This window comes from Dorea phocaeensis (assembly GCF_900240315.1).
Classification (GTDB): Bacteria; Bacillota; Clostridia; order Lachnospirales; family Lachnospiraceae; genus Dorea_B; species Dorea_B phocaeensis.
Map to the genome: position 1 here is coordinate 101,651 of NZ_OEPZ01000001.1, position 15,397 is coordinate 117,047.

The following is a 15,397-nucleotide window of genomic DNA, read 5'->3' on the forward strand; positions in this document are numbered from 1 at the left end:
TGATTAAATGCTGACAAAGGGGTCAGGAACCGTAGGGTTTCTGACTCCTTTTTTTAGGTTTAGGAGGACTCATTCATGAAAGCATTTCTTATATTAGAGGATGGCACTGTATTTGAAGGAACGCAGATTGGTGCAAAAAAGGAAGCGGTAAGCGAGGTTGTGTTTAATACGTCTATGACGGGATATCTGGAGGTGCTGACAGATCCTTCCTATGCGGGGCAGATGGTGGTGCTGACGTATCCGCTGATCGGAAACTACGGGGTGACACCGGATCGGGAGTCTGCTCATATCTGGGCAGGTGGGCTGATTGTACGAGAAATGGAAGATATGCCAAGTAATTTCCGGTGTGAGGGGAAGCTTGATGATCTGCTTGCAGAAGAAGGAATTACAGGCATTACGGGAATAGATACAAGAGCGCTTACCAGACTTCTCAGAAAAAAAGGAACCATGAACGGGATGATCACTACAGATGTGGATTATTGCATGAGTGATGTGATCATGAAACTTCATACTTACAAGATGGGAAATGTTGTCAGAGAGACTTCCTGCAAAGAGAGCTATGTGTTAAAGGGAGATGGTCCAAGGATTGCACTCCTTGATCTGGGAGCGAAGGCGAATATTGCAGCTTCCCTGAATAGAAGAGGGTGTGAGGTGACGGTATATCCGGCAGATACCTCTGCGGAAACAATCTTGCGAGCCAATCCGGATGGCATCATGTTATCGAACGGTCCCGGCGATCCTTCCACCTGTATGGAGATTATTTCACAGATCCGCAAGTTATATGAGAGGGACATTCCGATTTTTGCTATTTGTCTTGGTCATCAGTTGATGGCGCTTGCCAATGGGGCGAAAACATATAAATTGACTTATGGACATCGAGGTGGAAACCATCCGGTGAAAGATCTGACAGATGGGAAAGTCTATATCTCTTCTCAAAATCACGGTTATGCTGTGGATGCCGGCAGCATGGAACCGGGAATAGCAGAAGAATTGTTTGTCAATGTCAATGATGGAACGAACGAGGGACTTCGCTATAAAAACAAAAAGATTATGACGGTACAGTTTCATCCGGAAGCAAACCCCGGGCCTCAGGATACAGCGTGGCTCTTTGATAAGTTTATAGAAATGGTGAAGGAGGATAGTTATGCCTAGAAATAAAACGATCAGAAAAGTGCTGGTAATCGGTTCCGGTCCGATCGTGATCGGTCAGGCGGCAGAGTTTGATTATGCCGGAACACAGGCATGTCGTTCCCTGAAAGAAGAAGGCGTACAAGTGGTACTTCTGAATTCGAATCCGGCGACGATTATGACAGATAAAGAGATTGCGGATCATGTGTATATTGAGCCTCTGACAGTAGAGACTGCCAAGCGGCTGATCATCAAGGAGCAGCCGGATAGTGTGCTTCCTACACTGGGCGGTCAGGCAGGACTTAATCTTGCCATGGAATTGGAGGAAAGTGGGTTTCTAAAAGAACATCATGTTCGTTTGATCGGTACGACTGCGGAGACGATTAAAAAGGCGGAGGATCGTCTGGAATTTAAGAAGACAATGGAGAAGATCGGCGAACCGTGTGCCCCGTCTCTCGTAGTCGAGTCCGTGGAAGATGGTCTGGCATTTGCAAAAGAGATCGGTTATCCGGTCGTTTTAAGGCCGGCATACACGCTGGGTGGAAGCGGCGGAGGAATCGCTCAGGATGAGAAGGAATGTGAGGAAATTCTCGGAAACGGACTTCGCCTATCCAGAACGCATCAGGTGCTGGTTGAGCGCTGTATTGCCGGCTGGAAGGAAATAGAGTATGAAGTGATACGGGACGGGAATGATACCTGTATCACGGTATGCAATATGGAGAATGTAGATCCGGTCGGGGTTCATACCGGAGACAGTATTGTGACAGCGCCTTCTCAGACGTTAAGTGATAAAGAATACCAGATGTTGCGTACATCTGCGATTAAGATTATCCGGGAGCTTCAGATCACTGGAGGGTGTAATGTACAGTTTGCCTTACACCCGGAATCTTATGAATATTGTGTGATCGAGGTTAATCCGAGAGTGAGCAGATCGTCAGCGCTTGCCTCGAAGGCAACGGGATATCCAATTGCAAGAGTAGCGGCAAAAATAGCGCTGGGATATCAATTGGACGAGATTTTTAATGAAGTGACAGGAAAAACCTACGCAAGCTTTGAACCGGTCTTAGATTATTGTGTTGTAAAGATCCCGAGACTTCCCTTCGATAAATTCCTTACAGCCAAGCATCGTTTGACAACTCAGATGAAAGCGACCGGAGAGGTGATGAGTATCTGTCAGAACTTTGAAGGCGCATTGATGAAGGCTCTGCGGTCACTGGAACAGCACGTGGACAGTCTTCTCTCTTATGATTATTCGAAGATCAGCAGGGAAGAGCTGATCGAGAAGATAAAAGAAGTGGATGACAGGAGAATTTACAAGATTGCAGAAGCGTTTCGACGGGGGATAGACATGGAAACCATCCACGAGATTACAAGGATTGATAACTGGTTTTTATCTAGGATCGGGAAACTTGTGGAGATGGAGACGAAGCTTGCCAGAGAGCCGTTGACCAGAGAAGTACTGTTGGAAGCTAAGAAAATGGAATTCCCGGACAGTGTCATTGCAAAACTGACAAAGCTTACCGAGGAAGAAGTAAGACAGATGCGATGTGCTTATGGAATCCGTCCGGCGTATCAGATTGTTGATACGTGTGCTGCGGAATTTGATGCGGAGACACCATATTATTATTCCGTATACGGAAGCGAAAATGAGGCGGAGATTTCGACAGGACGAAAAAAGGTATTGATTCTTGGCTCCGGACCAATCCGAATCGGACAGGGTATTGAATTTGATTTCTGCAGCGTCCATTCTGCGTGGGCATTTAAAAAGGAAGGATATGAGACAATCATTGTCAACAATAATCCGGAGACGGTAAGCACAGATTTTGATATTGCAGATAAACTGTATTTTGAACCTCTGACTGCCGAGGACGTGCGCGGAATTGTGGAATTGGAACATCCTGATGGCGCGGTGGTACAGTTTGGAGGTCAGACAGCGATCAAACTTGCGAAGGATTTGATGGAGATGGGAGTTCCGATTCTCGGAACTGCGCAGAAGGATGTAGATGCGGCAGAAGACAGGGAACTCTTTGATGAGATTCTGGAGGAGTGTGAAATCCCCAGACCAAAAGGGAAAACCGTATATACTTCGAAGGAAGCCAAGGAGGCAGCGCAGGAACTCGGCTATCCGGTGCTTGTGCGACCGTCCTATGTTCTGGGCGGACAAGGGATGCAGATCGCAGTGAATGATCAGGATATTGAAGAGTTTATGGGAATCATTAATCAGATCGCGCAGGAGCATCCGATTCTGGTGGACAAATATCTTCAAGGGAAAGAGGTAGAAGTGGATGCAGTCTGCGATGGGGAGGAGATTCTCATTCCCGGAATCATGGAGCACATTGAGCGGGCAGGTATTCATTCCGGAGACAGTGTGTCAGTCTATCCGGCAAAAAGCCTTACAACGGATATTCAGGCTGTGATCACCGATTATACAAGAAGACTTGCAAGGGCACTTCATGTGCGGGGACTTATCAATATTCAGTTTATTGTATGTGAAGGACGTGTCTATGTAATTGAAGTCAATCCGCGCTCCAGCAGGACGGTGCCGTATATAAGTAAAGTGACGGGAATCCCGATCATTGAACTTGCGGTAAAGGTGATGAATGGAGCAAAGTTATCAGAGCTTGGATACGGAACAGGGCTTGCACCTGCCGGGAAATATTATGCGGTAAAAATGCCGGTCTTTTCCTTTGAAAAAATCCGGGGAGCTGAAATAAGCCTTGGTCCGGAGATGAAATCGACAGGGGAGTGCCTCGGAATCGCAGGAGATTTTGTAGAGGCGCTCTATAAAGCATTTCTTGGGGCGGGGGTAAGGCTTCCGAAATATAAGAAAATGATTCTCTCTGTACGGGATCAGGACAAAGAAGAGGCGGTGGAGATTGGAAGACGATTCTCAAGGCTTGGCTACCAGATCTATGCTACCAAAGGAACATATCAGGCGCTTGAAGAGGCTGGTGTTATGTCGCAGAAAGTGGGGAAGATGGAGGAGGGATCTCCGAATATCCTTGATTTGATTCTTGACCATGAGATCGATCTGATCATTGACACACCGCAGGAAGGGGCTGAACATGCAAAGGATGGCTTTGTCATTCGAAGAAATGCGATTGAGACCGGGGTGAATGTGCTGACGGCCATTGATACTGCAAGAGCGTTAGCGGACAGTCTCCAGTACAGAGATAAAGACCGGCTCAGTCTGATAGATATCGCAAAAGATGTTTAGAGGAGGAAAAAGATGGCAGTAAAATATGTATTTGTGACCGGAGGGGTTGTCTCCGGTCTAGGAAAAGGAATTACGGCGGCATCACTTGGCAGACTTCTGAAGGCGAGAGGATATCAGGTGACCATGCAGAAGTTTGATCCGTATATTAATGTGGACCCGGGAACGATGAATCCGGTACAGCATGGAGAAGTGTTTGTTACGGATGATGGTACAGAGACCGATCTTGATCTGGGGCATTACGAGCGTTTTATTGATGAATGTCTGGACAAAAATTCCAATGTGACCACGGGGAAGATCTATTGGTCGGTCTTGCAGAAAGAACGTCGCGGAGACTATGGCGGAGGCACCGTGCAGGTGATTCCGCACATTACGAATGAAATTAAGAGTCGTTTTTTCCATGGTGGAGAAGAAAAGAACCGGATTGTGATCATTGAAATCGGAGGTACAGTGGGAGACATTGAAAGTCAGCCATTTCTGGAGGCAATTCGTCAGTTTCAGCATGAGGCAGGACATGAAAATGCAGTGCTTATCCACGTGACACTGATTCCGTATCTTGGCGCATCAGGAGAACTGAAAAGTAAACCTACGCAGCAGAGTGTCAAGGAGCTTCAGTCAATGGGACTATGGCCGGACGTCTTAGTGTGCAGAAGTGAACATCCGTTGCCGGAAGAATTAAAGAAGAAAATCGCACTGTTTTGTAATGTGCCTGAGAATCATGTGCTTCAGAATCTGGATGTGGAATATCTGTATGAAGCTCCCCTTGCAATGGAGAAAGAACATCTGGCACAGGTAGTCTGTGAATCGCTTCATCTGGAATGCCCGGAACCGGACCTTAAGGAATGGAAAGAGATGGTATATAACCTGAAGCATCCAAAAGGGAAAGTAGAGATTGCAATCGTAGGAAAATATATTCAGCTTCACGATGCTTATCTAAGTGTAGTGGAAGCGTTAAAGCATGGCGGAATTGCAGCAAGAGCAAGTGTTAAGATCCGATGGGTGGATGCAGAAGAAGTGGAAGAAAAAGGTGCGCGCCCGCTACTTGCCGGAGTGGATGGAATCTTAGTTCCGGGCGGATTTGGAACGAGGGGAACCGAAGGAAAGATTGCGGCTATTCAATATGCAAGAGAACAGAAGATTCCGTTCCTTGGAATATGTCTTGGCATGCAGGCAGCCATTATCGAGTATACAAGACATGTGATCGGTTATGAAGACGCAAATAGTGTGGAGCTTGATCCGGATACTGCACATCCGGTTATTGCACTTATGCCGGAGCAGAATCAGGTGACAGATCTGGGAGGGACTTTAAGACTGGGCGCTTATCCTTGTGTACTGGAAGAAGGAAGTCTTGCGCGGAGTCTTTATGGAACGGATGTGATCAGTGAACGTCATCGCCATCGGTATGAAGTAAATAATGAGTACAGAGAAGAATTGACGAGTCATGGAATGAGGCTCTGCGGATGCTCGCCGGATCAGCGGATCGTGGAAATGATGGAACTTCCCGGACATCCTTATTTCATAGCAACGCAGGGACATCCGGAATTAAAATCAAGACCCAACAAAGCGCATCCGTTGTTTTATGGGCTGATCAGGGCATCTCTTGACAGACAGCAGGAGCATTGCTAAAATTTAATTATTTATTACTGTAATTTGAAAAAGCAAAGGAGAAGTCTGTATGGAGAGATATAATAAAGCTGAGATTTTAAGAAGAGTAGAAGAAGAAGACGTGGAGTTCATCCGTCTACAATTCACCGATATGTTTGGAATGATTAAAAATATTGCAGTTCCGTCAAGCCGTCTTGTGAAAGTGATGGAAAATCGTTACAGCATTGATCTTGCTTCTTTAGACGAGATTGCGCGGGAAGGAGAAGAAGAACTGTATTTAAAGCCGGATCTTGATACGTTCACCATCCTTCCGTGGAGACCGCAGCATGGAAAAGTGGCAAGATTTTTGTGTGATGTATGCCGAGAAGACGGTTCTGAATATGAGGCGAGTCCAAGGCGTGTCCTGAAGCGTGCAGTGGAACATGCTGCCACAATGGGGTATACATTTCAGGTGAACCCGGAATGTGAATTTTTCTTATTTCATACGGATGAAAACGGAATGCCGACAACATTGACGCATGAAAAAGCGGGATATTTAGATACATCACCGATTGATCTTGGCGAAAATACAAGGCGTGATATTATTCTTACGTTAGAAGAGATGGGGTATGAGATCGATTCTTCCCACCATGAGATCGCTTCTGCGCAGCATGAGATTGATTTTACATTTGAAGATGCGCTTGCAGCAGCCGATAAGGTGACTACATTTAAGATGGTTGTGCGGACGATCGCAAAACGTTACGGACTTCACGCCACATTTATGCCCAAGCCGCTTCAAGAGATGAATGGTTCAGGAATGCATTTGAATATGCAGCTGTATAAGGATGGCCGAAATGTATTTGAGGGTGAGGATGGCAATCTGAGCCGGGAGGGTGAAGCTTTCCTAGCCGGAATCTGTGAGCATATTGACGGAATCACTGCTATCTTAAATCCATTGGTCAATTCTTACAAACGTCTTGTTCCGGGATTCGCGGCACCATCGAATGTTGACTGGTCTAAGAAACATAAAAATACGCTTCTTCGTGTAGCAAAAAGAAAGTTTCAATCTATGACAATGGAACTTCGAAGTCCGGATGCGGCATCGAATCCTTATCTTGTATTTGCGCTTTGCCTGGAAGCAGGTCTTGACGGAATACAAAGAGAGTTAAAAGCTCCGGAAGAATTTTCTAAAGATATCAGAGGAATCCGAACACTTCCGAGAAATCTCGGAGAAGCGCTGGATAAAATGAAAAAAGAACCGTTGGTAGCAGAGGTATTAGGTGATGTATATGTAGATGCCTATCGAAGAGCCAAGGAAAAAGAGTGGACAAAGTACCAAAGCCAGATTACAAAGTGGGAGATTGAAAACTATCTGTATTTGATCTAAACAAGTGATGCAGGAAGAAGAAGGAGGAACGTGGATGAGTGTCATTATCATTGTATTGCCGAAATTAGATAATGCCAAAAATATCAAAAGAATCTTACTCACCCACGGATTCCAAAGTGCGGTTGCCTGTTCTTCCGGGGCATCAGCGTTACAGATGGCAGGGCAGTATGAGTGCGGGATTGTGCTGAGTGGATATCATTTAAGTGACATGTATTATGTAGAACTGATGGAGAATCTACCGGAGAGCTATGAGCTAGTGCTGCTTGGTTCACCGGAGAAGGTTGCGGATGCCGGATCGGGGACGCTTGCGCTTACCACACCTTTGAAGGCATACGATTTGTTAAATACGGTGGAGATGGTGCTTGGGCAGATTGAGCATCGTTATCGGAAGAGGAAAGTAATAAAAAAACGAAGCGCAAAAGAGGAAAATTATATCCGCAATGCGAAATACTTGTTGATGGAGAGAAATCATCTTACGGAGCAGGAGGCTTACCGCTATTTACAGAAATCAAGCATGGACAATGGCACGAATATGGTGGAAACGGCGCAGAAGGTTTTGATGTTGATGTTTGACGAAATATAGAAATCCAAAATAGATTGTGAGGAATAAATATGCCAAAATTAAATGAAAATTATCGAAAATTAAAAGACAGCTATCTTTTTGCCGAGATTGCGCACCGCACGGCCGCGTATATGGAGAAGCACTCGGATCAGTCATTGATCCGTCTTGGAATCGGAGATGTTACAAGACCTCTTTGTCACTGTGCTGTACAGGCGCTCCATGAAGGCGCTGATGAGATGGGGAGAGCGGAAACTTTCAAAGGATATGGCCCGGAGCAGGGCTATGAAGAGACGAGAAGGGCAATCGCAGATTATTATAAGAAAAATGGTGTTGAACTAAATCTTGCAGATATTTTTATTTCAGATGGAGCCAAAAGTGATACGGGAAATATTACAGAATTGTTTGGCAAAGGAAATGTCATTCTCATTCCCGATCCGGTGTATCCGGTATATGTGGATTCAAATATCATGTGCGGAAATGAAGTGACGTATATTTCCGGAAATGCAGAAAATGATTTTCTTCCGCTTCCAAACGAGAATCAGCATGCCGATATCATTTATATCTGTTCCCCCAATAATCCGACAGGAGCATGTTACAACCGAGAACAGTTAAAGATCTGGGTGGACTATGCCAGAAGGCATGAGGCAGTTATTTTATTTGACGCGGCATACGAAGCATTTATTTCCGATCCGTCACTTCCGAGAAGTATCTATGAGATTGAGGGGGCAAAGCAGTGTGCCATTGAGTTTTGTTCATTATCTAAGACGGCGGGATTCACCGGAACAAGATGCGGATATACGATTGTGCCGGAGGAACTTGTATTTCCTGATTCGACAGGAGAAGAGATGTCTTTGAATGCCATGTGGAACCGCAGGCAGAGCACAAAATACAACGGAACGTCCTATATTGTGCAGAAGGCTGCGGCAGCAGTATTCAGTGAAGAAGGGCAAAAAGAATGTGAAGAGAATCTTTCCTACTATAAGAAGAATGCAAAAGTGATCGCAGATACCCTTCGTGATCTTCATATCCCGTTTTACGGCGGTATCCATTCCCCATATATATGGTTTGAATGCCCAAGAGGGATGGATTCATGGGAGTGCTTTGACTATCTGTTACAAGAGATTCAGGTAGTGGGAACACCGGGAGCAGGATTCGGCGAAAACGGTCGAAATTATTTTCGGCTTACTTCCTTCGGGACTTATGAAAAGACGGTGGAGGCAATGAACCGGTTCCGAAGTTTATTTGCATAGGTGCAAATATTTCGCAATTTTCTGTTATTTACTTTTGCCTGTTATTAACTTACAATAAAAACTGATGTCATCAAATGGTCAAAATAGGAGAAATTCCTAAAAGGACATCAATAGATGGTTAAAGAATAAGAGAAAAGAGGCGAGCGATGGAACGAGATATGACGAGGGGAAATCCCGGAAAGATTATTTTGAACTTTACCATTCCGATTTTTGTCGGAAATATGTTTCAGCAGATTTATAATATGGCGGATACCATTATTGTCGGAAAGTTTGTCGGAAATTCCGCATTGGCGGCGGTTGGATCCTGCGGTACTCTGATGTTTTTGATTCTTGGATTTTTAATGGGATTGACGGCAGGATTTACGGTGGTAACCGCGCAGCATTATGGTGCCGGAAATGAGAAGGCAATGCGCCAATCGGTGGCATCGGCAGCGGTTTTATCAGCAGTGATGTCGGTGATGATGACGGTCATAAGTATGGCGATGATGCGTCACATCCTTCATTGGATGAATACGCCTTCAGATATGTATGACCAGGCGTATGGATATATTATGGTAATATGCGGAGGAATTGCAGCGCAGGTACTTTATAATCTGCTTGCCAGTATTCTGCGGGCGTTAGGAGACAGTAAACGGCCGCTGTACTTTCTGATACTGGCAGCGCTTTTGAATATTGTGCTGGATCTTGTGTTTATTATTGCCTTCCAGATGGGAGCACCGGGAGCTGCTTACGCAACTGTGATTTCACAGGGAGTATCAGGGCTTTTGTGTCTGGTGTATATTGTAAGGAAGGTTCCAAAGCTTCATCTACATAAGGAAGACTGGAGGGTGAATTGGGATCTGGCCAGGTGGCAGATGAAGATTGGATTTCCTATGGCGTTTCAATACTCCATTACAGCAATTGGAACGATTGTAGTACAGACATCTCTTAATATTCTGGGATCGGTAGCGGTAGCCGGGTTCTCTGCGGCAAATAAGATTGAGCAGTTGTTCAATCAGGCTTACGTGGCGCTGGGAACAACGATGGCAACCTATTGTGCTCAGAATATGGGAGCGGGAGAATTGGATCGTATTCGCAAGGGATTCCGAAGTGGAAATGGAATCGGAATTATCTACGCAGTGGTGACGGGAGCAGTGGTATTCTTTGCAGGGAAATATATGACTGGATTGTTTGTGTCGGAAAATGTAGGTGTAATTACAAATTATGTGGATATCTATTTGAAGTGTGTCGGAATTTCCTTTATTCCATTGGTGTTTGTTAATGTATACCGAAATGGAATCCAGGGAATGGGATATGGATTTTTACCGATGACAGCAGGAATTGCAGAGCTGATTGGAAGAAGCAGTGCGGCGCTTCTTGCATCCAGGGTCGGAAGCTATGCCGGGATTTGTATGGCAAGTCCGGTGGCCTGGGTGCTGGCAGGAGGACTTTTGATCGTGATGTATCTGTGGATTATGAAGCAGCAGGAGAAACGAAGAAAGCCAAAAGAAGTACAGGGATCAGCCTAGTTTGTAGGTGAATTGAAAAAGTAAATTCCGCTTTGCAAGATTAAAATCCACTTTGAAAAGATAAATTCTACCCCAATACAGAAAAAATGAGATTTTATATATGAAATACCCAGAATCAGAGTTAAAATACAAGTAAAAGCTGTGGTTTTGGGTATTTTATTGCATGCCGAGCGGAAGTCGAATTTACGTGTATTTTTTTGGAAGGGGTAAATTCCACCTCAGGGGATGTTCTGCGATGATGGCTGCATTAAATTCCTGCCCAGCTTTTTATTAGATTTTGTTTACTTTAATAATTCAGGACTAAGGATGATTTCATCAGCAGGAATTTTCCGCAGATGAAATGTATCTAAAATTTTTTTGCCGTATTGAAACTCGAAAACTTCATAAGGACTTTTGTTGCCGAGTTTTTTCCTGGAGTAGGAGTTAATGTGACTCATCATAAGATCAATCTGCTCCTGCAAGTATTGTCCCAGATCGGTTCCTTTTGGAAGGATTCTCCGGATCATTTCGTGGTTGTTTTCACAGCTCCCTTTCTGGTAAGAGGCGCTGGCGTTGCAGTAGAACATAGTTGTTCTACGTTTTCCCTGTGCATCCAGTTCGATTGCGGAAGGATTTGAAAATTCACTGCCATTGTCTGCAAGGAGAACCGGGAAGAGTTCAATGAAAACATCGGTTCTTAATTCAAGATAGAGACGGTTGAAAATGTCAATGACAGATTGGGAATCATTACGTTGGCGGCGAAAGGCAAGCTGCAGCCCCTGCTCAACAAAATGTATGGTGAGAAGGACAGCACCGCCTTTAGTACCTTCTACAGAGTCAAGCTGTCGGACAGCAGCATCCGGATGCTCCGCCAAGAAATTTTCAAAACACCGGAAATCACGACCAATACGACGGGACTTGTCTACGTTGAGTGTTTTGGAAACATTTTTTCTGGGGCGCATGTGTACAGTACGAGGCATATCAATAGCTCTGGCGTGAAAGAGTCCGCTGTTTATATAGGTATATAGAGTTCTTTCAGATTTCATGAGTTTATCAGCATGATGAACAGAGATATGGTGCAGGGACTGCCCATTTTTGAGGAGAGGAGACACCACATCGTCGAGCTGTTTTAGTTCCGTTTCGGAAAGAGCAAAGCCGGAACGGGATTCACTTCTGACCTGTTCGTATTCTTTCTGTGCATAAGATGCCTTGTAAAGACGTTTTTTCAGAGAGCACCGAGAGCGCTGCTGACAGCCATTGCAGACATAAGGAGGCTTGGAAAGTTTCGGGCAAATATATTTTTCATAAGCGATGCAGGAAGAAGTACACTTGCCACATGTCCAGCAAAGCTTGTTATTCGAGTAGGAGCAACGCAGACAAAGTTTCTGGAGAAAACACTGATGGAGGAAGGCAGCACGGCAGTCGTTGAAAGATCTGCCTAAAGCCCCTGTTTTCTCAAAATAAATATGAGCTTTAACTTCTTTTGAAATTGTAGTGCAGTCTTTGCCGAGTTCTCTGGAAATGGACTTAAAACTATGGTGTTCGTTGAGTAAAGTTTCAATGAGGATTCTTGCTTCCAGGTTTAAATGTTTTTGTTTATTCATAATGGTCTCCTTACCGCTGGGAGGAAGCACCATGTTTGTGTGAAGAATTATAAAGGAAAAATAGGAAGAATTAAATTCCATCTTTGAAGTGTAGATTTTTGCAGGATTAAATTCCACAGAGGGGTGGAATTTAACTTTGCAAGTGAGTTCCTACAAAAGAAGTACAGGGATCAGCCTAGTTTTACTTTTTTTTCATTGCTAGTTGTGTTATAATAACCACACGTATGTGAAAGCATAAAGAGAAGAGAAAATAAGGAGCACGAAGAACTTATGAAAAGAGTATTGTTAAAACTCAGCGGTGAGGCTCTCGCAGGGGATAAAAAGACAGGATTTGATGAAGCTACCTGTATGGGTGTGGCTCAGCAGGTGAAGAAGTTGGTGGACGATGGAATTCAGGTTGCGATCGTAACCGGCGGCGGTAACTTTTGGAGAGGTCGTACCAGTGAGACGATTGACCGTGTAAAGGCAGATCAGATTGGAATGCTGGCAACCGTGATGAACTGTATCTATGTATCCGATATTTTCCGGTATGCGGGAATGAAGACGGAAGTATTTACACCGTTCGTATGTGGTGCATTTACGACACTGTTTTCTAAGGATGCAGCAGTGGAAGCACTGAACGAAGGTAAGGTAATTTTCTTTGCAGGAGGAACAGGACACCCATATTTCTCTACCGATACAGGGGCTGTTTTGAAAGCGATTGAAATTGAGGCGGATGCAATGCTTCTTGCAAAGGCGATTGACGGAATCTATGACAGTGATCCGAAGGTAAATCCGCAGGCAAAGAAGTATGATGAGATTTCTATTCAGGAAATTATCGATAAGAAACTGATGGCAGTTGATCTTACGGCTTCTATTATGTGTCTGGAACATAAGATGCCGATGCTGGTATTTGGACTCAATGAAGAAAACAGCATTGTTGAGACGATGATGGGAACATTTACAGGAACGAAAGTGACTGTGTAATAAAGGGAGGAGATTAGAATATGAACGAGAGAGTACAGGTTTATGAAGAAAAAATGAAGAAAACCATGGTTAACCTGGACGGAGAACTTGGAACCATCCGTGCAGGACGTGCGAATCCACACGTACTGGATAAGATTATGGTAGATTATTACGGTACGCCAACACCGATTCAGCAGGTTGCGAACGTGTCTGTACCGGAGCCTCGTATGATCCAGATTCAGCCATGGGAAAAGAGCATGGTAAAGGTGATTGAAAAAGCAATCATGGTATCTGAGCTTGGTATTAACCCAACCAACGACGGTTCTGCAATTCGCCTGATTTTCCCGGAACTGACAGAGGAAAGAAGAAAAGAACTGGTAAAGGATGTTAAGAAAAAAGGAGAAGCAGCCAAAGTTGCAATCCGTAATATCCGTCGTGATGGAAACGATGCATTTAAGAAATTAAAGGGATCAGAGGTTTCAGAGGACGAAATCAAAGATCTGGAAGAACAGCTGCAGAAGGTGACTGACAAATACATCAAAGAAGTAGACAAAGCTGTGGATACAAAGTCAAAAGAGGTTATGACTGTATAGGAAACTTATACGGCAGAAACGATGGGGACAGACCGAAAGACAAGAGATACCTTGGGTCTGTCCCCATTCATGGAAGGAGAATTACCATATGAATATACCGCAGCATGTTGCAATTATTCTGGATGGAAACGGAAGATGGGCGAAAGCCAAAGGAATGCCGCGTAATTACGGGCATGTGCAGGGAAGTAAGAATGTGGAAAAAATCTGTGAAGAAGCGTGGCGCATGGGAATTAAATACCTGACGGTATATGCGTTTTCAACAGAAAATTGGAGCCGTCCTAAGGAAGAGGTGGATGCTCTGATGAAGCTTCTTCGCAATTATATGAAGACTTGTCTGAAAACAGCAGCCAAGAACGATATGAAAGTGCGTGTGATTGGGGATATATCCAGACTGGATGAGGATATTCGGACCCGAATTCTGGAATTGCAGGAAGCAACGAAGAATAATGGAGGGCTGAATTTCCAGATTGCAATTAATTATGGAAGCCGGGATGAGATTATCAGAGCCATTCGGGCGCTGGCAAGAGACTGCAAAGAGGGAAAGATTGCACCGGAAGAAATAGAAGAAGAGGTATTTGAGGGATATCTGGATACGCATGGGATTCCGGATCCGGATCTTTTGATTCGTACCAGCGGAGAACTTCGGCTTTCCAATTATCTGTTGTGGCAGCTGGCATATACGGAGTTCTATTTTACCGATGTTCCGTGGCCGGATTTTTCAAAGGAAGAACTGCTAAAGGCGATCGAACAGTACAATAGAAGAGACCGCCGGTACGGAAAGGTGAAGGAGGAAGAAGATGTTTAAGACAAGGTTACTAAGTGGGATTGTATTGGTGATTGTGTTAATTGCCACAGTGGGATATGGCGGAAATGTACTCTTTGCTGTGCTTGGAATCATCAGTTTGATCGGCTTGTCAGAGCTGTATAAAGTGGTGGATGTACATAATAAACTGCTTGGAATGACAGGATATCTGGCGACGGTAGTTTATTATGGAATGCTGTTTGCCGGGAAAATGGAAGCGATGACCATGTTAACGATTTTATTTTTGATTCTGGTAATGGCGGTGTATGTATTCTCATTTCCAAAATTTCGATCAGAACAGGTTATGACAGTGTTTTTTGGCTTTTTCTATGTAGCAGTGATGCTTTCTTATGTTTACCAGACCAGAGAACTGGCGGATGGGATGATCGTAGTCTGGCTGATTTTCTTAAGTTCCTGGGGCTGTGATACTTGTGCTTATTGTGTGGGAATGCTGATCGGCAAGCATAAAATGGCGCCGCGTTTAAGCCCGAAGAAGTCAGTGGAAGGCGGAATCGGAGGAATTCTTGGAGCGGCTCTTTTAGGAGCGCTGTTTGCACTTGCCATGAATCAGTGGGCAGGCGCAGAGGCTTCTGTTCTTCACTATGCATTAATCTGCGCTGTAGGAGGCATGATTTCCCAGGTGGGTGATCTGGCTGCGTCTGCAATTAAGCGTAACCATGATATCAAGGACTATGGGAAATTGATTCCGGGGCACGGAGGAATTCTGGATCGTTTTGACAGCGTTATTTTTACGGCGCCGGTGATTTATTATCTGTCGGTATTTTTAGCCGGAAATCTTTAAGAATATTCCGAGACTGATAATGAGAAAGAGGAATTGGTC

General features: G+C 44.6%; 12 protein-coding genes. 11 read left to right on the forward strand and 1 reads right to left on the reverse strand.

All coding sequences use genetic code 11. From position 1 onward, the window contains the following. Positions 1–75: 75 nt before the first annotated feature. The 7 genes from C0979_RS00455 to C0979_RS00485 all read left to right on the forward strand — a co-directional run bounded on the left by C0979_RS00455 (position 76) and on the right by C0979_RS00485 (position 10,633). Positions 76–1,152 carry a carbamoyl phosphate synthase small subunit gene (locus C0979_RS00455; RefSeq protein ID WP_101694113.1) on the forward strand — a complete coding sequence of 359 codons (1,077 nt, stop codon included), beginning with the start codon at positions 76–78 and terminating at the stop codon, positions 1,150–1,152. Then, a complete protein-coding gene (gene carB, locus C0979_RS00460; protein ID WP_101694114.1) occupies positions 1,145–4,345 on the forward strand; it encodes a carbamoyl-phosphate synthase large subunit in 3,201 nt (1,066 codons plus the stop codon). The genes C0979_RS00455 and carB overlap by 8 nt, the downstream gene beginning before the upstream one ends. A 12-nt stretch (positions 4,346–4,357) precedes the next feature. Continuing rightward, positions 4,358–5,968: a CTP synthase gene (locus C0979_RS00465; RefSeq protein ID WP_101694115.1), complete on the forward strand. Its 1,611-nt coding sequence runs from the start codon at positions 4,358–4,360 to the stop codon at positions 5,966–5,968. Positions 5,969–6,017: 49 nt separating this feature from the next. Continuing rightward, a complete protein-coding gene (locus C0979_RS00470; RefSeq protein ID WP_101694116.1) occupies positions 6,018–7,313 on the forward strand; it encodes a glutamine synthetase family protein in 1,296 nt (431 codons plus the stop codon). A gap of 34 nt (positions 7,314–7,347) precedes the next feature. Further along, positions 7,348–7,896 (forward strand): ANTAR domain-containing response regulator, encoded by a 549-nt coding sequence (locus C0979_RS00475; protein ID WP_101694741.1) that lies wholly within the window; start codon positions 7,348–7,350, stop codon positions 7,894–7,896. 29 nt (positions 7,897–7,925) lie between these two features. Further along, positions 7,926–9,125 carry an LL-diaminopimelate aminotransferase gene (locus C0979_RS00480; protein WP_101694117.1) on the forward strand — a complete coding sequence of 400 codons (1,200 nt, stop codon included), beginning with the start codon at positions 7,926–7,928 and terminating at the stop codon, positions 9,123–9,125. A 146-nt stretch (positions 9,126–9,271) separates the two neighbouring features. Then, the gene (locus C0979_RS00485) at positions 9,272–10,633 is read left to right on the forward strand and encodes an MATE family efflux transporter (protein ID WP_101694118.1); all 1,362 of its coding nucleotides are present in this window, start codon (positions 9,272–9,274) and stop codon (positions 10,631–10,633) included. Positions 10,634–10,914: 281 nt separating this feature from the next. On the opposite strand, the gene C0979_RS00490 is transcribed toward C0979_RS00485, so the two are convergent. After that, complete coding sequence (locus tag C0979_RS00490) at positions 10,915–12,216, reverse strand: IS30 family transposase (protein WP_101694119.1); 1,302 nt, start codon at positions 12,214–12,216, stop codon at positions 10,915–10,917. A gap of 270 nt (positions 12,217–12,486) precedes the next feature. On the opposite strand from C0979_RS00490, the gene pyrH reads away from it, so the two are divergent. From pyrH to C0979_RS00510, 4 genes are all read left to right on the forward strand, one after another. Further along, positions 12,487–13,182, forward strand: a complete 696-nt coding sequence (gene pyrH / locus C0979_RS00495) for a UMP kinase (protein WP_101694120.1) — start codon at positions 12,487–12,489, stop codon at positions 13,180–13,182. Positions 13,183–13,202: 20 nt separating this feature from the next. Further along, the gene (gene frr / locus C0979_RS00500; protein ID WP_101694121.1) at positions 13,203–13,754 is read left to right on the forward strand and encodes a ribosome recycling factor; all 552 of its coding nucleotides are present in this window, start codon (positions 13,203–13,205) and stop codon (positions 13,752–13,754) included. Between the two features lie 88 nt (positions 13,755–13,842). Next, positions 13,843–14,559, forward strand: a complete 717-nt coding sequence (locus C0979_RS00505; RefSeq protein ID WP_101694122.1) for an undecaprenyl pyrophosphate synthase — start codon at positions 13,843–13,845, stop codon at positions 14,557–14,559. Beyond that, the gene (locus C0979_RS00510) at positions 14,552–15,358 is read left to right on the forward strand and encodes a phosphatidate cytidylyltransferase (protein ID WP_101694123.1); all 807 of its coding nucleotides are present in this window, start codon (positions 14,552–14,554) and stop codon (positions 15,356–15,358) included. The genes C0979_RS00505 and C0979_RS00510 overlap by 8 nt, the downstream gene beginning before the upstream one ends. The last annotated feature ends 39 nt before the right edge of the window (positions 15,359–15,397 follow it).